Source organism: uncultured Rhodospira sp. (genome assembly GCF_937138205.1).
GTDB lineage: Bacteria > Pseudomonadota > Alphaproteobacteria > Rhodospirillales > Rhodospirillaceae > Rhodospira.
Map to the genome: position 1 here is coordinate 22,306 of NZ_CAKZOT010000059.1, position 20,876 is coordinate 43,181.

Consider the following 20,876-nt stretch of genomic DNA (forward strand, 5'->3'; position numbering starts at 1 on the left):
CGGGCCGCGCGGCTCGGTCCAAGGCCTGTTGCCGTGGGGCTCAGGGCGACGGCTTCGGTCCCGGCAGACGCGGCCCGTCATAGCCGGGCGGATAGATCACCGCGCCCGGACCCACGCGTCCGGACAGGCCCAGCCGGCAGGCGCGCAGCAACGCGTCCTCCTGGCTGGTGGTCACGGGCCTGCCGTTGATGGTGAAGGTGCCCCGGTTGATGTCGTAGCCGACGGTGCCCAGCACCATGCCCGGGCTTTCGATCCCCTTTGGGGGCGCGATGCCGGTGCGCTCGAACGGGTCCAGGACCACGTGAAAGGTGACCGTGTCCGGCACCAGCGACTCGAACGCTGAATAATCATGCAGGTCGGCCGGGGCCACGGGGCGCCCGCGCACGTCGACGCCCGGGCGATAGGTCACGTCCGGGTCGGGGATGTGGCGCACCAGCCGGCGGCAGGTCTCGGCATCGATGGTCACCGCCGGCGCGGACCCCTCATCCGCTCCGTGCGCCGGCAGGGCGGGCGTGAGTGCCAGGGTCAGGGAAGCCAGAACCACAAGACCCCGTGCACGGGAGGACCGCCTCCAGACCTTTCGTTCCATCGCCATCCGACCTCCCGCCGCTTTCCAAGGTCTGGCACAGTGTGCCTGGGATCTCCTGACAACCCGTGAACACCCGTTCTGCAAGGGTACTGGCCGAATGGGGGGCGAACCGGGTGGATAGCGCTCACAATTCAGGCAGGGCCTGGCGTTTCGGAGTCCTTTCGCCCAGTATTTGGGCACGATTTGTTCAACATTTGGCGTGACTCAAAGCCCTGATTTCAGTAGAGTTCCCCTCGTTGCAAATGGGTTAAAAAAGCCACGCTGCATACACGCCCAGGTTTAGGGAGACCGCCCAACAGAAGGTCGGGCCAGGGCAAGCAAAACAAAGAACAAGAACAACGACGAACCATAAACTGGTTGAAGCCCGCGGATCGAAACGGATCCCGTTTCGGTTCCAGAGCCAAGCGCCACGCGGGCGGCGACACGAAACCGGGACCCATGCTTGGGTCACCGTAACAAGAAGGGGCAGCCTGGATGAGGCTTGCCCCTTTGTCATTGGTGCTTGTGACTTTTTGCTTGTTTTGTCATTGCGCGGTTGTCGCACGGTCCTGGCGCGGACGCATGATACCGGCCGACCTGCTCGCATCGCGGTTCGCGTCAGGGGCCCGGCGCGCGCGACAGTGTCACCGTGAACGTGCTGCCCTCGTTGACGCGGCTGAACACGCTGATGCGGCCCCCCATCATCATCACCAGCCGTTTCGTGATTCGCAGGCCGAGGCCACTGCCCTCAATGCCGTCGCTGTTGGCCGCGACTCGGTGGAAGGGGCGAAACAGCTTTGGAATCTCGGGCTCCGGAATCCCCTTGCCGGTGTCCTCGCAGACGATGCTGACCGTCTTGTCGTCCGGTGTCGCGGCGAGATGCACGCGACCCTCGGGCCGGTTGTACTTGACCGCGTTGGAGACGAGGTTGATGAGCACCTGCCGCAGCTGCAGCGGATCACCCCAGACACACACGGAGTCCGGCGGCTTGTCCAGCGTCAGCGTCAAGCCCTGCTTGGCGGCCAGCGGCGCCATCAGGCGCTTGGTCACCGACAGGGCCGGCGCCACCGGCACCGCCTGCATCGTGGGGCCGTCGGACGCGCGCTCGCGGGTCTGCGTTGCCAGGGTCTCGCGCACCAGCAGGCCGAGATAGTCGGCGGATTCAAGGAGAGTGTTCATATAGCTGCGTTGCCGGTCGGACAGGGCCGCCTCGGCTCCGGTCGCCTTCAGCAGTTCGCCGAACCCGGCCACGGCGTTCACCGGTGTCCGCAGTTCGTGCGCCATGGCGGCAAGGTACTCGTCCTTCATGGCCGCCATGCGCACGGCCTGCTGGCGTGCGTTGTCCGCCTCCAGGTCCCGCAGGCGGCTTTCCATCAGATCCATGGCCGTGCCGGCGAGATCGGTCAGCACGGCGCGCAGCCCGGCATCCAGGGGTGGACGCGGGGCGGTGTCGATGGCGCACACCGTGCCGAGGCGCTGGCCGTTCCGGTCCACCAGCGGCTTGCCGATGTAGTACCGGATGAACGGGGGGCCGAGAACCAGGGGATTGCGGGCAAAGCGCGCGTCCTTGAGCGTATCGCGGACCTCCAGGATCTCGTCGCTGAGGATGGTGTGGGCGCAAAAGGCCACGTCCCGCGAGGTCTCGGTGATGTCGATGCCGCACTTGGCGGTGAAGACCTGGCGATCGGCGTCCACCAGGGTCACCAGCGCGATGGGGACTCGCAGGACGTGGGTGGCCACCCGGGCGATGCGGTCGAACCGGGGATCGGGGTCGCTGTCCAGCAGTCCCTGGCGGTGCACCGCCCGCAGGCGTTCGTCTTCGTTCGGGGGCAGGGGCGCGCGTCCCGTGTCCACGCAATCAAGTGTCATCGAGCGAGGGTCCTCTGAGTTCGGCCGGAGGCCACCCCGCCAAACCGGGGTGCCAGTCACGGACGCTTAAGGGTTTTGTGTCGTCATGGTTTGGTGCATTGGCCTGTCGCAGCAGGCCAGTGGGTGCCAAGGTCGGTCGCCCTGCGGGCTCGGGGCGCGGCTTGTGGGCGCTCCTCCGGATCTGTACGCTGGCGCGGGGCGTTTGGGTCAGAGTCGGCGTGACGGCGATCAAGGATTGTATCGGCCATGTCAGCTTGCCTTGGTGTTTCCGGCGCCCGCCGCCGTTGTGTTCGGTCCCTGGTCGGGCTGCTCGCCGCCGTGCTCTGGGCGACCGCCGCGTCCGATCCCGCCGTGGCGGGGCTGTTCGGCAGCCGCGAGGTGGAGCGACCCGGCGCCCAGACGACCTTCGGCAAGTGGAATGACGTCCTGCAGCGCTACGAAAAGGAACAGCGCGCCGTGCCCCCTCCGTGTCGCACACGCGAGTACGACGCCTGCCTGTATCCGGAGTGGACGGCATTCATCGAGACTGTACGCAAGCTTGATCGGCTGGGGCAGTTGAAGGCGGTGGCGCGGTATTTCGACCGGCTTCAATACATTGAAGATCAGCAGAACTGGGGCTTGTCCGATTATTGGGCCACGCCCGGTCAGTTCATGAGCCGTAATGGTGATTGTGAGGACTTCGCCATCTCAAAATACGAGACGCTTGTATTGCTGGGATGGTCGCCCGGCGACCTGCGGATCGTCTATGTTCAGGACATGAACCTTCAGGTCGGGCACATGATACTCGCCGCCACTCTGGACGGGACGACCTACATTCTCGACAACCAGGCGCGCAACCAGTTGATCCGGCACGACCGCATCCGCCACTACCGACCCGTCTACTCCATTTCGGAAGACCGCTGGTGGCGCCACGTTCCGGGCGGGTGACGGCCGTGCACGGGCCGACCGTCACAGACCAAGGGCGCGCCGGCCCTGGGCGAGGGTGTCCCGACGCGGACCGGAACTGTCGATCCGTGTCCAGGTCATCGGGCCGAGGTCGTACCCGCGCTGCCGGTCCAGCACGTCCACCGTCGCGTCCGAGGCATTGTGCTGGCGCGAGGCGATGCGGCGCGCGGCGACCTCCGGGTCGGCCTCCAGCCACAGCGCGTCAAAGGGCACCCCGGCCGCTCTGGCGACGTCCTCGATCGCGGCCCGTTCCTCCGGCTGTGCGAACACGGCGTCGGCAATGACGGCATGTCCGTGGGCGAGCGCGGCGGCGCACTCCTGCCCCAAAGCGTGGTAGGTCTTGCGGCTCATCTCGGGCGTGTATCCCTCGCCGCCCAGCCGCTCGTAGGGGGCGCATCCCATCAGCCGCTTGCGCAGCACGTCGCTGCGGCTGACCAGCGCGCCGGGGCAGGCGCCCACCAGCGGCGCGATTTCGCGGGCCATGCGGGACTTGCCGCTGCCCGACAGGCCGCCGACGGCGATCAGCCGCGGGGCCGGCGGCGCCAGGTAGCCGATCGCCCGGTCCATGTAGGACAGGGCGCGCCGGCGCAGTTCCTGCCCGTGCGCCGGGTCGTCGCTGTCCAGGGCCATGGTGGCGCTGATATGGGCGCGGATGCTGGCGCGCATGGCCAGGAACACGGGCAACAGGGCCAGGCCCTCGATGTCGGGCTCGTGCTCCATCACGTGGTTCATGACGATCGACGCCAGCCGGCGGAACCCGCGCTGATCCAGGTCCATCAGCAGGAACGCCAGATCGTACAAGGTGTCGATCACGGCGAACGTATCGCTGAACTCGATGGCGTCGAACAGCGTCGGCGTGTCGTTCCACAGGCAGATGTTGCGCAGGTGAAGATCGCCGTGGCAGCGCCGCACCCGGCCCTCGCGGCCGCGCCGGTCGAGCACGGGCGCCGCCGCGTTGAGGGCGGCGACGATGCGGGCCGTGAGGGTCTCGACGACGGGCTCCGACAGGATGTCGGGGACCGAGGTCATCATGCTGGCGCGGTTGCCCCGGGCGATGGCGATCATGCGGGCGGCGTTGTCGTCGCGGGGCACCACCTCCGCGCCGGCGTGGTAATCGACGATCACCCGCGCCAGCGCCGTGGCCCGCTCGCGGGTCAATTCCCCCCGGCCAAGCAGGCGACTGAACAGGTTCTGTTCGTCGAACCGCCGCATGGCGACCAGCCAGTCGATGGGCGGACCGTCGCCGTTCAGGGCGAGGCTGCCGTCGCTCTCGCGTGTGACCGCCATGACGCCCAGGTACAAATCGGGCGCGCCGCGCCGGTTCAGGGCGACCTCGGCCTCGCAGGCCTCGCGCCGCGCCTCGGCGGATGTGAAATCGACGAAGGGAAGATGCACCGCGCGTTTCAGCTTCAGAACCCGATCCCCGGCCATGAAGACGGCGGAGATGTGGGTATGCACCTGATCAACCCGGTCGTGCCCCGGCCCGAAGGACTCGGGACGGGCCAGGAAGGCGAAGACATCACGCTGTTGGTCGGGGATCATGGGGTCCGGCCCGGTGCTGGGGACCCCAGGATAGCACCGCTGTCCCTGGCCGGTCCAATGCCAGCGCGCGCCGACCTCGGAGGGCGCGCCGTCCGGCTACCGCGCCCGCGAGGGCCACGGCCCGCGCACGCCCGGCAGGCCAAGACCGTTCAGCCACCCGGCGAGGCCGTCGCTCCGCGCATCCGGCCGCGCGGCCTTGGCCCGGGCGGGCTCGGTCCGTGTCAGGAGCGCCCGGTCCGGTGCGCTGTCCAGGGCGTCCCGCGAACGGGGTGAGTCGGCGCCGGCCCCATGGGGCGGGGGCGGTGCTGCGACCACGGGGCGGTAGAAGGCCGGATCATTGAGCGTCGTTTCGGAAATGGTGCGCACATCGGTTCGGGTCTGCTCGTCCGTCAGCACGAAATGCCGCGGCACGCCCGGCGTCACGATGACCCGGGTGACGACCCAGATGGCCGACTTGGCCGACTCCGTCTTGGTGAAACGGTCTCCCGGCTTGATGGCTGTGTCGGTCAAGAGGCACCCCATAACAGCTGATCTCAACACAGGGCCAACGCGTGCCTTGAAGATCAACGCGGAGCCCCAGTGTCCGGTTCACTTGTAGCCTTTGATTATCGTTCTAACCTTATGAAGGTAATGTTAACATTGCGGCCGAATGGACGACAAGGGACCGAATTGCCCGAAAGTCTCTGGTGTTCAGGCCGCCGCCGCCGCCTCGATGGCCTCGACGATGTCGTCGACGACCCCCTGCACCAAGGATTCTGTTCTGCCCTCGGCCATCACGCGGATCAAGGGCTCGGTTCCCGACTTGCGGATCAGGATGCGTCCGGTCCCGTTGAAGCGTGCCTCGCCGGCCGAGATGGCGGTCCGCACCGACGCCCGTTCAAGAATCGCATTGGGGTCCCGGCCGCCGTCGATTCTCACGTTGCGCAACACCTGAGGCAAGGGGTCGAACACATGCAGGACCTCGCTGGCCGGCCGGCCGCTCTGGATCAGGGCCGCCAGCACCTGCAGCGCGGCCGCCAAGCCGTCGCCTGTGGTTCCGCCGGTGCTGCTCAGGTCCGCCATGACGATGTGCCCGGATTGCTCGCCGCCCAGGTTGAACCCGTCCGCCCGCATCCGTTCCACCACATAACGGTCGCCGACCGGCGTGCGGTCCAGGCCCAGCCCGATCCCGTTGAGGTAGTGTTCCAGCCCCAGGTTGGACATGACCGTGGCCACGACGCCGCCGCCGGTCAGGCGGCCCTGGTGAAGCCAGGTGTTGGCGATCAGCCCGAGAAGCTGGTCGCCGTCCACCAGCATTCCGTTCTCATTGGCCAGGACCACCCGGTCGGCATCGCCGTCCAGGGCGATGCCCAGGTCGGCCCCATGCGCCACCACGGCGCCGCACATGGCGTCCGTGGCGAGCGAACCGCGTTCGCGGTTGATGTTGAAGCCGTCCGGTTCGACTCCAAGGGGGATGATCTCGGCCCCCAGCTCCCACAGCACCTGCGGGGCGACCTTGTAGGCGGCGCCGTGGGCGCAGTCGATCACGATGCGCAGGCCGTCGAGCCGAAGGCCGCGCGGAAAGGTGCCCTTGACGGCCTCGATGTAGCGCCCGCCCGCGTCGTCCAGGCGCCGCGCCCGGCCCAGATCGGCCGGGCCGACGCGGTGCTCGTCCAGGCCGTTGTCGAGCAGCGATTCGATCTCCGCCTCCGCTGCGTCTGACAGCTTGAAGCCATCCGGGCCGAACAGCTTGATGCCGTTGTCCTGGTAGGGATTGTGCGAGGCCGAGATGACGACGCCGAGGTCGGCCCGCAAGGATCGGGTCAGCATGGCCACCGCCGGCGTCGGCAATGGACCCAGCAGGACGACATCCATCCCCACGGCGATGAACCCAGCCGCCAGGGCCGGCTCCAGAAGATAGCCCGACAGGCGCGTGTCCTTGCCGATGACGACGGTGTGGCGGTGGTCGCCACGCGTGAAATGGGCGCCCGTCGCCATACCCAGTTGCAGCGCCATGTCCGCCGTCATGGGGGGCGCGTTCGCGGTGCCGCGCACGCCATCCGTGCCGAAGAGCCTGCGTGTCATGGGGGCTGCACTCCTGGTTGCTCGGCAACCCCGTTGCGCAGGGCGCCTCAGGAAGGCGGTCATAGCGACGCGCGATCACACCATCAAGAGGAATGTCCAAACCCGGGCCGCTGTGCTAAGACGCGCTCGCGCTGGTCGCCGGCCGTCCGGCGGCGCCGCAATTCGTCCCGCTCCGCTCGATCAGAAGCTTATCATGCCCAAACGTACCGATCTTCAAAGCATCCTGGTGATTGGCGCCGGCCCTATCGTCATCGGCCAGGCCGTCGAGTTCGACTATTCCGGCGCGCAGGCCTGCAAGGCTCTCCGTTCCGAGGGATACCGGGTCATCCTGGTAAACTCCAATCCGGCCACCATCATGACCGATCCGGAGGCCGCCGACGCCACCTATATCGAACCCATTACCGCCGACATCGTCGAACGCATCATCGCCAAGGAACGGCCCGACGCGCTGTTGCCGACCATGGGCGGGCAGACCGGGCTGAACACGGCCATCGCGCTGGCGGACAATGGCGTGCTGGAGCGCTACGGCGTGGAGATGATCGGCGCCCGCCGCGAGGTAATCGCCAAGGCCGAGGACCGGCTGCAGTTCCGCGAGGCGATGGACGCCATCGGCCTCGACAGCCCGCGCAGCCAGTTGGTGCACGACATCCACGAAGCGGCCCGCGCCGTCGACGAGATCGGCCTGCCGGTGATCATCCGGCCGTCCTTCACCCTGGGCGGGCACGGTGGCGGTATTGCCTACAACCGCGAGGAATACGACCGCATCGTCGCCGCCGGCCTGGCGGCCTCTCCGGTGAAGTCGGTCCTGGTCGAGGAGTCGGTGCTCGGCTGGAAGGAATTCGAGATGGAGGTCGTGCGCGACCGCGCTGACAACTGCATCATCGTCTGTTCCATCGAGAACGTGGACCCGATGGGGGTTCACACCGGGGACTCGATCACCGTCGCGCCGGCGCTGACGCTGACCGACAAGGAATACCAGATCATGCGCGACGCCTCGATCGCCTGCCTGCGGGAGATCGGGGTCGAGACCGGCGGCTCCAACGTCCAGTTCGCGGTCGACCCGCGCACCGGCCGCCTGGTGGTGATCGAGATGAACCCGCGCGTCTCGCGCTCGTCGGCGCTGGCGTCCAAGGCCACCGGGTTCCCCATCGCCAAGGTGGCCGCCAAGCTGGCGGTCGGCTACACGCTGGACGAACTGAGCAACGATATCACCGGCGTCACCCCGGCGTCGTTCGAGCCGACCATCGACTACGTCGTCACCAAGCTGCCGCGCTTCACCTTCGAGAAGTTCCCCGATACCGACCCGCTGCTGACATCGTCGATGAAGTCGGTGGGCGAGGCGATGGCCATCGGCCGCACCTTCGCCGAGAGCCTGCAGAAGGGTCTGCGGTCGCTGGATATCGGACTGAGCGGGCTGGATGAGGTGGTAATCCCCGGCGCTGAGGGCTCGGAGGGCCAGGACGCCATCCGAGCCGCCCTGGCCGAAGCGCGACCCGACCGAATCCTGACCATCGCCCAGGCCTTCCGCCATGGCCTGTCCGTCAAGGAGGTCCAGGCCGCGTGCAGTTACGACCCGTGGTTCCTGGACCGCATCAAGGAAATCGTCGACGCCGAGGACGCCTTGCGGCGCGATGGCCTGCCGGGCAGCGCCACGGCCATGATGCGCGTCAAGAAGATGGGCTTTTCAGACGAGCGGCTGAGCGCGTTGACGGGCAAGACACTGACCGAGGTCAGGTTCCGCCGCCAGGTTCTGAACGTGCATCCGGTCTACAAGCGCATTGACACCTGCGCGGCCGAGTTCCCCTCGCAAACGCCCTATATGTATTCGTGCTACGAGGGCAATGGCATCGAGCCGGCGGAATGCGAGGCGGATCCGACCGACAAGACCAAGGTGATTATCCTGGGGGGTGGTCCGAACCGCATCGGCCAGGGCATCGAGTTCGACTATTGCTGCGTCCATGCCGCCTACGCCCTGTCGGAGGCCGGCTTTGAGACCATCATGATCAACTGCAACCCGGAGACGGTCTCGACCGACTACGACACCTCGGATCGGCTGTACTTCGAGCCCTTGACCGCCGAGGATGTGATCGAGGCGGTGCGTCGGGAGCAGACGCGGGGCACGGTGCTCGGCGTCATCGTCCAGTTCGGCGGCCAGACGCCGCTGAAGCTGGCGCGGGCGTTGGAGGCGGCGCAGATCCCCATCCTGGGCACGTCGCCGGACTCCATCGACCTGGCCGAGGACCGCAAGCGGTTCCAGGCCATGCTGAACGACCTGGACCTGAAACAGCCGCGTAACGGCACCGCCACCTCGCTGGAGGAAGCCCGCGAGATCGCCGCGCGCATCGGCTATCCCGTGGTGATCCGGCCGTCCTATGTGCTGGGCGGCCGCGCCATGCAGATCTGCTGGTCCGAGGACGGGCTGGAAGGCTATATGCGCAATGCCGTGCTGGTCAGCGGCGACAGCCCGGTGCTGATCGACGCCTACCTCGACGGCGCCATCGAGGTGGACGTGGACGCGGTGTGCGACGGCGAGGACGTCTACATCGCCGGCATCATGCAGCACATCGAAGAGGCCGGCGTTCATTCCGGCGATTCGGCGTGCGCGCTGCCGCCGTTCTCGATCTCCGACGGGCTGATGGAGGCGATGAAGGTCCAGACCCGCGCCCTGGCCCGGCGCCTGGGCGTGGTCGGCCTGATGAACATCCAGTTCGCGCTGAAGGACGACACGGTCTATCTGCTGGAGGTCAACCCGCGCGCCAGCCGCACCGTGCCGTTCGTCGCCAAGGCGACGGGCGTTCCGGTGGCCAAGGTTGCCGCCCGCGTCATGGCGGGCGAGAAACTGGCGGCGTTCGGGCTGTCGGACCGTCCCCTCGACCATGTGGCGGTCAAGGAGGCGGTGTTCCCCTTCGCCCGCTTCCCCGGCGTCGACATCGTGCTGGGGCCGGAGATGAAATCCACCGGCGAGGTGATGGGCCTGGACAAGGACCTGGATCGCGCCTTCGCCAAGGCTCAGCTGGGGGCCGGATCGGCGCCGCCGACGGAGGGGACCGTGTTCCTCTCGGTGCGCCACGAGGACAAGATGGCCATCGTCGAGGAAGCCCGCGCCCTGGCCGACATGGGCTTCCGCATCCTCGCCACGCGCGGCACGGCGGACCACCTGGATTCACTGGGGATTCCGGTCGAGGTGATCAACAAGGTGCGCGAGGGCCGGCCGCACTGCGTGGATGCGATGATCTCCGGCCAGATCCACATGGTCATCAACACCACCGCCGGGGCGCAGTCGCTGAAGGACAGCTTTGACATTCGGCGCACGGCGTTGATGCGCACGATTCCCCATTACACGACGCTTCAGGGCGCGCGCGCGGCGGTCAAGGCGATCGCCGCGCTCAAGCGGGAAAAGCTTGATGTAAAGCCTTTGCAATCCTATTTTGGGGGTTGATCATCCCCGCAAGCCATCCTTTTGGTGGTTCGCCCCCCCGGGACGGAACACGAAAGGGTGCTTTTTGTGTTGCATGGACCCGATTCAGCCGCCGTGGCCGGCGTATCGGGCGTAGAGCCGAGGGTTCCCGCTGATGGAGAAAGTCCCGATGACCGCCGACGGGCTGAGGAGCCTGGAGGACGAGTTGAAGTCTCTGAAGAGCAAAGACCGGCCGGCCGTGATTCGCGCCATTTCCGAGGCGCGCGAACACGGCGATCTCTCCGAGAACGCCGAGTATCACGCCGCGCGCGAACGCCAGAGCTTCATCGAGGGCCGCATCAAGGAACTGGAGGACATCATCAGCCGCGCCGACGTCATCGACGTGTCGAAACTGTCGGGCGATACCGTGCGGTTCGGCGCCATCGTGACCCTGGCCGACGAGGACACCGACGAGGAACAGACCTACCAGATCGTCGGTGTGCACGAGGCCGACCTGAAGGCCGGGCGTATCTCCATCAGCTCGCCCATCGCCCGGGCGCTGATCGGCAAGTCCGTCGGCGACACCGTCGAGGTCAAGGCCCCCGGCGGCAGCAAGTTCTACGAGGTCGTCAAGATCGCGTTTGGGTGACGGGGGCACGGGCGGTCTTTGACAAAGGTCGCCGCTGCGCCCTGTCGGATTATGGCTTTGTCCAAAGTGCCATGCGGGCCGGTGATGCACACCGGCCCGTTTGGTTCTGCGGAAGTCTCAATACGCGGTCATCCCGCTGATGGAGAGGCGACCGAGTTTTCTTTCTCGCCCGTACGCGGCCCGAAAAATGGAAAATAGAAAACCGTTGGCCTAGGTTTTCGTCGAGCACAAACGTTAACAGGGCATGTCTACGTCAGGCAGTGGGCAATTGTGCTCGCGTGCGATGTCCCGCAAGGCGCCCAATTTGTTTCCGACGTCAACGAACTCTCCGATGATCAGGTTGCATTTATCCCCAGTAAAGAGCATGGCACAGATTACGTATTGTGCCAGTAACGTCCCCATCATCTCTCCCGGCTCGGAGTTCGAATTCCCCGCACCTTTCAGGGATTCGCAAACCCAGCCAACGGCATAGGGGTACTCCAAACGAAGCTCGAATAACCGGCCGTTGAGCGAATCCGCGTGCGCTGCAACGGAATCGCAACGGGTTTTCGCGTGCGCGGCATTCGGGGTCCCTTCTACTGACAGGATCGACAAGAGACCCGCGAGAACAGATGCCGTCAACGCTGTGCGCACGCTTTTGTAGGTCCACTTCATGCCCCAGCCTCCATGATTGGATCGTGCGAGACGATAAGGCACGTGTTCGCCGCACCCTGTCAACGGGCAAAAGATAATTTTGTGTGTCCAGGTAGTGTTTCGGCGTCTAGCCACGCCATCACGGTCGCCTTCCGGCGTTCCGTGCCTCCACCTGGGAATGAGCGCCTGAGGGTGGGCGAGGCGCTGCTTGATTTCCAAGGCGTCGATCCCACAAAGATGCATTTGGGCCGGCAGTATCGGGCCATACGCGGCATCCAAACGCGTGGACCTTCGCCTTGCGGCTCGTCCCGCAGACGGCTAACGTTCAACCGCTTCGTCCCCGGCCGATCCCGGATCGGCTGCCTAACAGCGCGCCTATCTAGAGTTCTGCTGCGCTGTTTCCCATCCTCTAGACGGGAAAACCCAACGCCATGTCGATCCTTGCTTCGCGTCTGTCCGCCATCAAGCCGTCGCCCACCATCGCCGTGACCACCAAGGCCAACGAGCTCAAGGCCGCCGGCCAGGACGTCATCGGCCTGGGCGCCGGCGAGCCCGACTTCGACACGCCGGACAACATCAAGGCCGCCGCCAAGGCCGCCATGGACCGGGGCGAGACCAAGTACACGCCGGTTGCCGGCATCATGCCGCTGCGCAAGGCCATTGCTGATAAGTTCCAGAAGGACAACGGCCTGACCTACACGCCGGAGCAGATCACCGTGGGCTGCGGCGGCAAGCAGGTGCTCTACAACGCCATCATGGCCACCATCGAGCCGGGCGACGAGATCATCATCCCGGCGCCCTACTGGGTCAGCTATCCGGACATCACACTGCTGGCCGGCGGCACGCCGGTCATCGTCGCCTGCCCGGAGGAAACCGGCTTCAAGCTGCGCGCCGAGGACCTGGAGGCGGCGATCACGCCCAAGACCAAGTGGGTGATCCTGAACTCGCCCAACAACCCGACCGGCGCCGCCTATACGTCCGACGAACTGAAGGCTCTGACCGACGTGTTGATGCGCCATCCCCACGTCTGGGTGATGAGCGACGACATGTACGAGCACATGGTCTACGACGATTTCGTCTTCGCCACCCCGGCCCAGGTCGAGCCCGGTCTGTACGACCGCACGCTGACGTGCAACGGCGTCTCCAAGGCCTACAGCATGACCGGCTGGCGCGTCGGCTACGCGGGTGGTCCGGTCGAGCTGATCAAGGCCATCAACAAGATCCAGTCGCAGAGCAGCACGCACACCAGTTCCATCAGCCAGGCGGCGGCGCTGGAAGCCCTGACCGGCCCGCAGGGCTGCATCCCGGAGCGCAACGCGGTGTTCAAGCAGCGCCGCGACCTGGTGGTCGGCCTGCTGAACGAGTGCCCGGGGATTTCCTGCCGCACGCCGGAGGGCGCGTTCTACGTCTATCCGTCCTGCGCGGGCGTGATCGGCAAGACGGCGCCGGACGGCCGCAAGATCGAAAGCGACGGCGATTTCGTGACCGCCCTGCTGGAACTGCAGAACGTGGCGTGCGTGCAGGGCGAGGCGTTCGGCCTGTCGCCGTACTTCCGGATTTCCTATGCCACGTCCAACGAAAACCTGGAAAAGGCCTGCGCGCGCATCAAGGCGCTGTGCGAGAGTTTGAGCTAAGGAATCAAACGGTCGTCATTGCGAGGAGCGTAGCGACGAAGCAATCCAGGGCGGGTACTTGCGTTCTACGCACTAGATTGCTTCGCCCTCGTCTTGCGACGAGGGTTCGCAATGACGGATCACACATTGTCCGGTCGTGAATTTTCTTTGGTCGTCCGTGTTCTAACTTTGCGGACAAGCATTCACCTCGTCCCGGTCGAATCGGAAGTCCGGCGGCAGGCGGCCCCGGAAGGCGCGCAGGCGTTCCAGCCAGTCCTCGCGGCTCGGCTTGCGCGCCACCGCGAACCGGCGGGGGTCGTCGATGGTGATTTCGATGTCGTCGCCTTCCTTCAGGGCCAGGGCCTCGACCACGGTGGCGGGAAGACGGACGGCGAGGCTGTTGCCCCACTTCGCGACCTGCATGGTCACCTCTCTGGATATACGTGAGGGTATTGTATATCCACCCAAGGTGTCACGCAATGGCGCCAAACTCGTCCTACCCCACCGCCCGACACACCCACAGGACTCCGTCCGTCCACCAGCGCTCCAGCAGGTCGCGGTCCAGGCCCCAGCGCGTTTTGACCGCCATCCAGGCGCGGGTATAGGCGCACCAGCGCGTGGGGTCCCCGGGCATCCAGGCCAGCGGGTCGCCGTCGGCCTTGGAGCGGTTGGCACTGGCGCCCACGGGCAACAGGGTCAGCGGCGAGGACAGATCGTTGGCGAACGCCCGCCGCCGGTCCGCCGACCACCTATCAGCGCCGGAGCGATGCGCCTCGGCCAGCGGCACCAGGTGGTCGACGTCCAGCGCCGACGGGTCGGTGATCACGCGCCCGGAGTAGGGATCGATCCAGCGGCCGCCCACCACCCGACAGCCGTCCGCCGTCAGTCGCACCCGCGCCGTGCTGTCGCGGATCAGCACCTCGTGGCGCGTGTCCTGGCAATCGCCGTCGGCGTCGACCCAGTGATCGTACAAGCCCCGACTGTAGGGCTGCTCCACCGGATAGAACACATCCGCCTGGCGCAGCCCCCATACGCCCGACAACGCCACGGCCACCAGCCCGACCCCGCGCGCCCGCCTCAGCCACCGGCGCCCGCGCGCGCGGGGCAGGCGGGCCGGGCGGGGGGCCGGGCGCGCTCGGGTCCTGCGTGCCACGATCCGTTAGATCCCCGCGCCGACCGGCCGGTGAGAGGGACGAACGGTCACTTCGGCACCCGGCCCTGCACGCCCTCGACAAACCAGTCCATGGACAACAGCGCCTCGTCCGTCGGCGCCTCGCCCTCGGGGATCACCACCTCGCCGGCCTGGTTTCTCAGCGGCCCGCTCAGCGGGTGGAACGTCCCGGCCTCGATGGCCGCGCGGGACGTCTCGGCGGCGGCGACGACGCGTTCCGGAAGCGCGTCGTTGTAGTCGGTGATGCGCACCATGCCGCTGGCCAGGCCGCCCCAGGTGTCCGTGCTCTCCCAGGTGCCGTCGAGCACCGCCCGGGTGCGCTGGATGTAGTAGTCGCGCCAGTCGTCCTCGATGGCGGTCAGATGCGCCTCGGGGCCGAACTGGCGCATGTCGGTGGCTTGGCCGAAGGCGTGGATGCCTTTCTCCGCCGCCACCTGGATCGGCGCCGGGCTGTCGGTGTGCTGCGACAGAATGTCGGCGCCCTGGGCCACCAGGGTCTCCGCGACCTCGCGTTCCTTGGCCGGGTCGTACCAGGCGTTGACCCAGATCACCTTGACCGTGGCCTCGGGATTGACCGAGCGCAGGCCCTGGGTGAAGGCGTTGATGCCGCGCACCACCTCGGGGATGGGCACCGCGCCGATGTAGCCGATCACGTTGCTCTTGGTCATCAGGCCGGCGATGACGCCGATCACGTACCGGCCCTCGTAGAACCGCGCGGCGTAGGTCGAGACGTTGTCGGCGCGCTTGTAGCCGGTGCAGTGCTCGAACTTCACGTCCGGAAAGCGCCGGGCGACCTTCAGCGTGGGATTCATGAACCCGAACGAGGTGGTGAAGATCAGGCCGTGACCGCCGGCCGCGAGTTGGGTCAGCACACGTTCGGCGTCGGCGCCCTCGGGCACGCTCTCGACGAAGGTGGTCTCGACGGCGTCGCCGAACTCTTCCTCGACGGCCAGACGGCCCTGATCGTGCTGATAGGACCAGCCGTAGTCGCCGACCGGGCCGACGTAGATGAACCCGACCTTCAGCGGGTCGTCGGCGGCGCGGGCGGGCACGCCGAGGGCGCTCGCGGCGGCCAGACCGGCGCCGGAGGCCAGCAGGGTGCGGCGGGACAGGCGGATGGCGGGGAGACGGGGTGTGTTCCGCATGGGGCGTTTCCTTGGTGGTGGCGGACAGCACTGCGGAGCACGTTATAGCGCCAGCGGGGCGGCTGTGCCAGAGAGGGGATGGCGCTCCTCACCACGTCCACGCCTCGTCGTCCCAGGAATGCGCCATGGTGTCCGGCATCAGCCGTTCATCGTCGCCAGCCGCAGCCATCCGCTTGAACGCGTCTTCCCACCCGGCGCGAGGATGCCGTGCGGGTTCAAGGATGACCCGTCCGTTTTCCACGCTCATCTCCAACGTCTCGCCGAACCCGCATTCCTTGATGACGGCGCTGGGCAGACGCACTCCCTTTGAGTTGCCGATCGCGATCAGGTTCACTTTCATGGCCGGCCTCCTGGCGGAGTCCTTCTGTAATCACGGTTGAAGGTAACGTCAAAGCGTGTCCTCGCCCTTGACCTTCGCCGCCGATCGGATACCACGGCGCCATGCCCTTCCGTTTCGTGCACACTGCCGACATCCACCTGGACTCGCCGCTGCGGACGCTGGCGCTGCGCGACCCGGCGTTGGCGGAGCTGATCGGCACGGCCACCCGCGCCGCGTTCGAGCGCACGGTCACGTTGTGCCTGGACGAACGGGTCGATGCGCTGCTGATCGCCGGCGACCTGTACGACGGGGCGCAGACCTCGATGAAGACGGCGGTCTTTCTGGCCGGGCAGTTGGCGCGCCTGGACGAGGCCGGCATCGCCACCTTCATCGTGCGCGGCAACCACGACGCCGAGTCGCGGATCACCAAGGAACTGGGGTTGCCCGACAGCGCGCGGGTGTTCGGCGGCCGGGGCGAGGTTCATGTCCTGCCGGGCGCCGCCGACGGCCGCGACGTGGCCGTGCACGGCATCAGCTTCCGCGATCCCCGGGCGCCCGACAGCCTGCTGCCGAAGATCAAGCCCGCCGTGCCGGATGCCCTCAACATCGGCTTGCTGCACACCAGCGTCGGCGGCGCGGCCGGCCACGACGACTACGCCCCCTGTTCCGTCGCCGATCTGGTGGCGACCGGCTTCGACTACTGGGCGCTGGGCCATATCCACGCCCGGGCCGTCCACCATGAAAGTCAACCGGCCATCGTCATGCCGGGCCAGCCGCAGGGGCGGGACATCAACGAGGCCGGGCCGAAGTCCGTCACCTTGGTGAGCCTCGCCGGCGACGGCACCGTGACACTGGCCGAGCACGTCACCGCCGTCGCCCAGTTCGAACGTGTGGCGGTGGACGCCGCGGGTCTGGAGGACTGGCGCGATCTGGTGGCGGCCATGGGCGACGCGCTGGCTGCCGCGCGCGAGACCGCGCCGTGCGAGCATCTGGTCGCCCGGGTTCAGGTGGAGGGGGACTCGCCGTTGGCCTGGCGGCTACGGGTGGACGCCGACCTGCTGCTGGCGGAGGCCAAGGCCCGCGCCGAACGTCTCGGCAACACCTGGGTCGAGACGGTCGAGACCGACGTGCGTCCGCCGTCCGCCCCCGGCGACACGACCGGGGCCACGGCCGCCGATCCCGTGGCCGAACTGCGGGCGTTGATCCTGGATGAGGTCACGCCGTCCCCGGCGTTCCGCCAACAGATGCGCGAGATCGGCGAGACGGTGCGCGGCCACCTGCCGAAGGACGCCGCCGCCCATCTGGGCCAGACCGAGGCCGCGTTCGACACCGAACTGGCGCGGCTGCTCGACGAGGGGATCGAAGAGGTGCTGGCGCGGCTGCACCGTGGTTTGGGGGAAGCCCCATGAGGCTGCGCCGGCTCGACCTGACCCGCTACGGCCGGTTCACCGGCCATGTGCTCGATTTCGGCCCGCGCGGCGAGGGGCCGGACCTGCACGTGGTCTACGGTCCCAACGAGGCCGGCAAGTCGACGGCCCTGTCGGCGTTCCTCGACCTGCTGTATGGGATCGAGATGCGCAGCCCCTACAACTTCCTGCATCCCTACGAGACCATGCAGATCGGCGCGGCGCTGGACTGGGACGGCGCCGTCTCGGACTGGGTGCGCGTCAAGGCCAACCGCAACAGCCTGCGCGACGGGCACGGCCAGCCGGTGGGTGACCACGCGCTGGCCGCCATGCTGGGGGGCATCGACCGCACGGCCTACCGCGGCATGTTCTCGCTCGACGACGACACGCTGGAACAGGGCGGCGAGGATATTCTCAAGAGCGAAGGCGACCTCGGCCAGCTTCTGTTCGCGGCCAGTGCCGGGTTGTCCGATCTGGCGCGCACGCTCGACGACCTGAAGGCCGAGGCGGAGCGGTTCCACAAGGACCGGGCCCGCGCCACCGAACTGGCCGACCTGAAGCGCGACCTGGACGCCCTGGACAAGGAGCGCCGGGAGATCGACGTGCAGGCGTCCGACTATGCCCGCCGCAAGGCGGCCCGCGATCAGGCGGCGCAGGCGTACGAGGCGGCGGTCGCCGCCGTGGGGGCCGCCACGGCCCGCATGGAGGAGATCGACCGCCTCCGCCAGGCCCTGGACCACCAGGCCACGCGGACCCGGTTGGGCCGGGAGTTGGAAGCCTTCGCCGACCTGCCCGAACCGCCGCCGGCGTGGTCTGAGGACATCGGCCCGCTGCGGGATGAGGACACCCGCTTGACCACGGAACGGGAGGGCCTCGACCGCCAGATCGACCGCCTGGATCAGGAGATCAAGGGCATGGCGGTGGACGAGGCGGTGCTGGCGCTGGGCGAGCGTATCGACCGCCTGCGGGAGACCGAGGGGCGCTATACCACCGCCGCCGAGGATCTGCCCCGGCGGCGGCTGGAGCGCACCGCGCGTGACGCCGAGATCGCCGCCGTGCTGGCCCAACTGGACCGGCCGGGCGAGGCGGACGCCCGGGCGCTGGTGTTGCCGGCGTCGACGGTGGGCACCCTGCGGGGCCTGATTGCCCAACGCTCGGGGGTCGCCGAGAAGCGCGAGGCGGCGCAAACCGAGCACGACAAGGCCACCGCGCGCCTGGGCGCGGCGCAGGCCGATCTGGCCCATGCCCTGGGCGGGCCGGCCGGGCACCAGCCGGACCCCGACCCGACGCCGTGGCGGGTTCTGGAGGCCGCCGTCCACGACATCCGCCGCGACACGTCGGAAACGGCGGTCCTTCTGGAAACCCGGGCGCGGGACGGTCTGGCGGAGGCGCTCGACGATGCCCTGGTCGCGCTGGCGCCCTGGTCGGGCGACGCCGAGACTCTGGCGTCCCTCGCTGTCCCCGACGCGGCGCGGCTGGAGGCCTGGAAACAGGCGCTGGCCGAGGCCGACAAGGCGCTCGACGCCCAAGCCGGCGAGATCGCCCGCCTCGATGGCGAGTGCGCGCGTCTGGCGGCGGAGATGGACGCCGTGCGCCGGACGACCGGCGTGGTGGACGACGAAACGGCGGCGGCCCGGCGCGCGGCGCGTGACGCGGCCTGGGCGATGCACCGGGCGGACCTGACCCCCGAGACGGCCGACGCCTTCGAAACCGCGATGCGGGCGGATGACGCGGCCACCGGCGGCCGGCTGGCCCAGACCACCGAGGTCGCGCGCCTGCGGCAGGCGGCGATCGATCTGGCCTCGACGCGGGAAACCCTGGTGCACGCCCGCGCACAACGGGACGCGATCCAGGCCCGCCGTGACGCCGTGTGCCAGGACCTCGCGGCGGTGCTGGCCGCCCTTGGCCTGCCGGCGGATTGGCCGCCCTCGTCCTTGGCCGACTGGCTGGCCCGACGCGAGGCGGCATTGCGTGCGCGCGCCGACCTGCGCGCAAAGGACCGGCAGATCCGCGACCTGCGCGACGACGCCCATCGCGCCCGCGACCGACTGGCGGCGGCCCTGACGGCGGTGGGCGCGCCGGCGCCGCCCGACGCTTCCCTCTCGTCCCTGCTCGACACGGCCGACGGCGCCCTGAAGCGGCACGCCGACCAGTCCACCCGCCTGGAGAACCGCCGCAAGGCCCTGACGGAGGCGGAGCAAGAGGTGGCCGACCGTACCCGCGCGCTCAACGCCGCTGTCGCCGCCGACGCCGCGTGGCGGTCGGACTGGGATGCCGCGCTGGCCGGGTGCTGGTTGGGCGCGGACGGCGCGCGGCCGGCTCCCGAGGCGGTGGGGGCGATGCTCGATGGGCTGGACACCCTGAAAGGTGTGCTGGACCGGCGCGACGACACGGACCACCGCATCGCGCAGATGGACCGCGACCAGCGCGCCTATGTCCAGGCGCTGTCCGAGGTGCTGGCGGAGCTGGGGGAAACGCTCGACCCCGCCCACCCGCTGCAGGCCGCCGACGCCCTGGCCGCGCGACTGACAGAGGCACGGTCGGCGGCCGAGAAACGCGCCGACCGGCGGCAGCGCCTGGACCAGGCGCGCACGGACCGGGCCGCGCTCGACGCGCCGCTGGATGCCGTGGCCCGCCGCAAGGCCGAGATGACGGCCCTGTTCGGGGTCGAAACCCTGGCCGAAGTGGACGCCGCCCTGAAGCGCGCGGCGCACCGCGACAGTCTGCGCGCCGACATTGCGGCGGCCGAGCGGGCGGTGATCACGGCGTTGCGGGTCTCCGCGCCGCCGGAGGCGGACGCGATGCTCGCCGCCGCCGATCCGGAGGCCCTGGATCGCGAGCGGTCCGATCTGGACGCCCGGCGAGAGGACCTTGAGACCACGCGCATGGCGGCGCGCGATGCCCTGACCCGCGCCACGGATGCGCTCGCGGCGGTGGGGGGCGATGACGACGTCGCCCGCCTGGAGGCGCGCCGCCGCACCCTGCTGCTGGAGATCGAGGACAAGGCTCGGCGCCATCTGAGCCTTCGTCTGGGCATCGCGGCGGCGACCCGGGCGCTGGCGCTGTATCAGGAACGCCACCGGTCCTCCATGCTCGCCCGCGCGGCCGACGCGTTCGCCACCATCAGCCGGGGCGCCTATGCCAACCTGACCGTGGTGTCCGATCCGGGCGGGGAAAAGCTGGTGGCGTTGGACGCGGCCGGCGGGTCCAAGCGGGTGGCGGCGTTGTCCAAGGGCACGCGCTTCCAGCTCTATCTGGCGCTGCGGGTGGCGGGGTATCACGAGTTCGCCGCGCGGACCGCGCCCGTGCCGTTCGTCGCCGACGACATCATGGAAACCTTTGACGACTTCCGCGCCGAGGAGGCGTTCCGCCTGTTCGCCGGCATGGCCGAGGTGGGGCAGGTGATCTACCTGACGCACCACCGGCACCTGTGCGACATCGCGCGCGAGGTCTGCCCGGCCGTGCGGGTTCAGAGCCTGGAGACGCCCGAACCGGGTTGACGGTTCGGCGGGAGCGGGGCTGTACTGACTTTCACTCGCAAACAGCCGGTCGGGA

At 68.3% G+C, this 20,876-nt stretch carries 16 protein-coding genes; 6 read left to right on the forward strand and 10 right to left on the reverse strand.

The genetic code is table 11. The annotated features are described in order from the left end of the window. Window positions 1–40: 40 nt before the first annotated feature. Both Q0309_RS08390 and Q0309_RS08395 read right to left on the reverse strand, forming a co-directional pair. Window positions 41–544 carry a hypothetical protein gene (locus Q0309_RS08390; protein ID WP_299439477.1) on the reverse strand — a complete coding sequence of 168 codons (504 nt, stop codon included), beginning with the start codon at window positions 542–544 and terminating at the stop codon, window positions 41–43. A 642-nt stretch (window positions 545–1,186) separates the two neighbouring features. Then, on the reverse strand, window positions 1,187–2,437 hold the full coding sequence (locus Q0309_RS08395; RefSeq protein WP_299439479.1) for a HAMP domain-containing sensor histidine kinase: 1,251 nt from the start codon (window positions 2,435–2,437) through the stop codon (window positions 1,187–1,189). Window positions 2,438–2,683: 246 nt separating this feature from the next. On the opposite strand from Q0309_RS08395, the gene Q0309_RS08400 reads away from it, so the two are divergent. Then, window positions 2,684–3,364, forward strand: coding sequence for a transglutaminase-like cysteine peptidase (locus Q0309_RS08400; RefSeq protein ID WP_299439481.1), 681 nt, complete (start codon window positions 2,684–2,686; stop codon window positions 3,362–3,364). A 21-nt stretch (window positions 3,365–3,385) separates the two neighbouring features. Here Q0309_RS08400 and Q0309_RS08405 read toward each other — a convergent pair whose 3' ends face one another. From Q0309_RS08405 to glmM, 3 genes are all read right to left on the reverse strand, one after another. Then, window positions 3,386–4,924, reverse strand: coding sequence for a bifunctional aminoglycoside phosphotransferase/ATP-binding protein (locus tag Q0309_RS08405; RefSeq protein ID WP_299439483.1), 1,539 nt, complete (start codon window positions 4,922–4,924; stop codon window positions 3,386–3,388). Window positions 4,925–5,020: 96 nt separating this feature from the next. Continuing rightward, a complete protein-coding gene (locus Q0309_RS08410; RefSeq protein WP_299439485.1) occupies window positions 5,021–5,434 on the reverse strand; it encodes a hypothetical protein in 414 nt (137 codons plus the stop codon). Between the two features lie 180 nt (window positions 5,435–5,614). Then, window positions 5,615–6,988 carry a phosphoglucosamine mutase gene (glmM, locus tag Q0309_RS08415; protein WP_299439488.1) on the reverse strand — a complete coding sequence of 458 codons (1,374 nt, stop codon included), beginning with the start codon at window positions 6,986–6,988 and terminating at the stop codon, window positions 5,615–5,617. Window positions 6,989–7,181: 193 nt separating this feature from the next. Here glmM and carB point away from each other — a divergent pair, with 193 nt between their 5' ends. Then, complete coding sequence (gene carB / locus Q0309_RS08420) at window positions 7,182–10,427, forward strand: carbamoyl-phosphate synthase large subunit (protein ID WP_299439490.1); 3,246 nt, start codon at window positions 7,182–7,184, stop codon at window positions 10,425–10,427. A 133-nt stretch (window positions 10,428–10,560) separates the two neighbouring features. Further along, complete coding sequence (gene greA / locus Q0309_RS08425) at window positions 10,561–11,034, forward strand: transcription elongation factor GreA (protein WP_299439492.1); 474 nt, start codon at window positions 10,561–10,563, stop codon at window positions 11,032–11,034. Window positions 11,035–11,268: 234 nt separating this feature from the next. Here the strand turns inward: greA and Q0309_RS08430 are convergent, their stop codons facing one another. After that, entirely contained in the window at window positions 11,269–11,688 is a 420-nt protein-coding gene (locus Q0309_RS08430; RefSeq protein WP_299439493.1) for a hypothetical protein, read from the reverse strand. A 410-nt stretch (window positions 11,689–12,098) separates the two neighbouring features. On the opposite strand from Q0309_RS08430, the gene Q0309_RS08435 reads away from it, so the two are divergent. Further along, complete coding sequence (locus tag Q0309_RS08435) at window positions 12,099–13,301, forward strand: pyridoxal phosphate-dependent aminotransferase (RefSeq protein WP_299439495.1); 1,203 nt, start codon at window positions 12,099–12,101, stop codon at window positions 13,299–13,301. Between the two features lie 162 nt (window positions 13,302–13,463). Here the strand turns inward: Q0309_RS08435 and Q0309_RS08440 are convergent, their stop codons facing one another. The 4 genes from Q0309_RS08440 to Q0309_RS08455 all read right to left on the reverse strand — a co-directional run bounded on the left by Q0309_RS08440 (window position 13,464) and on the right by Q0309_RS08455 (window position 15,936). Continuing rightward, the gene (locus Q0309_RS08440; protein WP_299439497.1) at window positions 13,464–13,703 is read right to left on the reverse strand and encodes an AbrB/MazE/SpoVT family DNA-binding domain-containing protein; all 240 of its coding nucleotides are present in this window, start codon (window positions 13,701–13,703) and stop codon (window positions 13,464–13,466) included. A gap of 73 nt (window positions 13,704–13,776) precedes the next feature. Beyond that, the gene (locus tag Q0309_RS08445; RefSeq protein ID WP_299439499.1) at window positions 13,777–14,433 is read right to left on the reverse strand and encodes an HNH endonuclease family protein; all 657 of its coding nucleotides are present in this window, start codon (window positions 14,431–14,433) and stop codon (window positions 13,777–13,779) included. 47 nt (window positions 14,434–14,480) lie between these two features. Beyond that, the gene (locus Q0309_RS08450; protein WP_299439501.1) at window positions 14,481–15,596 is read right to left on the reverse strand and encodes a BMP family ABC transporter substrate-binding protein; all 1,116 of its coding nucleotides are present in this window, start codon (window positions 15,594–15,596) and stop codon (window positions 14,481–14,483) included. 88 nt (window positions 15,597–15,684) lie between these two features. Then, complete coding sequence (locus Q0309_RS08455; protein ID WP_299439503.1) at window positions 15,685–15,936, reverse strand: AbrB/MazE/SpoVT family DNA-binding domain-containing protein; 252 nt, start codon at window positions 15,934–15,936, stop codon at window positions 15,685–15,687. Window positions 15,937–16,037: 101 nt separating this feature from the next. Between Q0309_RS08455 and Q0309_RS08460 the strand changes: the two genes are divergently transcribed. Together Q0309_RS08460 and Q0309_RS08465 are read left to right on the forward strand one after the other, a co-directional pair. Next, entirely contained in the window at window positions 16,038–17,324 is a 1,287-nt protein-coding gene (locus tag Q0309_RS08460; protein WP_299439505.1) for a DNA repair exonuclease, read from the forward strand. Next, on the forward strand, window positions 17,321–20,821 hold the full coding sequence (locus tag Q0309_RS08465; protein WP_299439507.1) for an AAA family ATPase: 3,501 nt from the start codon (window positions 17,321–17,323) through the stop codon (window positions 20,819–20,821). The genes Q0309_RS08460 and Q0309_RS08465 overlap by 4 nt, the downstream gene beginning before the upstream one ends. Window positions 20,822–20,876: the final 55 nt, after the last annotated feature.

What these genes read in the sequence shown, in the direction of transcription:
- glmM (WP_299439488.1), bottom strand. Translation starts at nt 6,988, where the DNA reads ATGACACGCAGGCTCTTCGGCACGGATGGCGTGCGCGGCACCGCGAAC.
- greA (WP_299439492.1), top strand. Translation starts at nt 10,561, where the DNA reads ATGGAGAAAGTCCCGATGACCGCCGACGGGCTGAGGAGCCTGGAGGAC.
- Q0309_RS08395 (WP_299439479.1), bottom strand. Translation starts at nt 2,437, where the DNA reads ATGACACTTGATTGCGTGGACACGGGACGCGCGCCCCTGCCCCCGAAC.
- Q0309_RS08460 (WP_299439505.1), top strand. Translation starts at nt 16,038, where the DNA reads ATGCCCTTCCGTTTCGTGCACACTGCCGACATCCACCTGGACTCGCCG.
- Q0309_RS08405 (WP_299439483.1), bottom strand. Translation starts at nt 4,924, where the DNA reads ATGATCCCCGACCAACAGCGTGATGTCTTCGCCTTCCTGGCCCGTCCC.
- carB (WP_299439490.1), top strand. Translation starts at nt 7,182, where the DNA reads ATGCCCAAACGTACCGATCTTCAAAGCATCCTGGTGATTGGCGCCGGC.
- Q0309_RS08430 (WP_299439493.1), bottom strand. Translation starts at nt 11,688, where the DNA reads ATGAAGTGGACCTACAAAAGCGTGCGCACAGCGTTGACGGCATCTGTT.
- Q0309_RS08455 (WP_299439503.1), bottom strand. Translation starts at nt 15,936, where the DNA reads ATGAAAGTGAACCTGATCGCGATCGGCAACTCAAAGGGAGTGCGTCTG.
- Q0309_RS08450 (WP_299439501.1), bottom strand. Translation starts at nt 15,596, where the DNA reads ATGCGGAACACACCCCGTCTCCCCGCCATCCGCCTGTCCCGCCGCACC.
- Q0309_RS08435 (WP_299439495.1), top strand. Translation starts at nt 12,099, where the DNA reads ATGTCGATCCTTGCTTCGCGTCTGTCCGCCATCAAGCCGTCGCCCACC.
- Q0309_RS08400 (WP_299439481.1), top strand. Translation starts at nt 2,684, where the DNA reads ATGTCAGCTTGCCTTGGTGTTTCCGGCGCCCGCCGCCGTTGTGTTCGG.
- Q0309_RS08465 (WP_299439507.1), top strand. Translation starts at nt 17,321, where the DNA reads ATGAGGCTGCGCCGGCTCGACCTGACCCGCTACGGCCGGTTCACCGGC.
- Q0309_RS08440 (WP_299439497.1), bottom strand. Translation starts at nt 13,703, where the DNA reads ATGCAGGTCGCGAAGTGGGGCAACAGCCTCGCCGTCCGTCTTCCCGCC.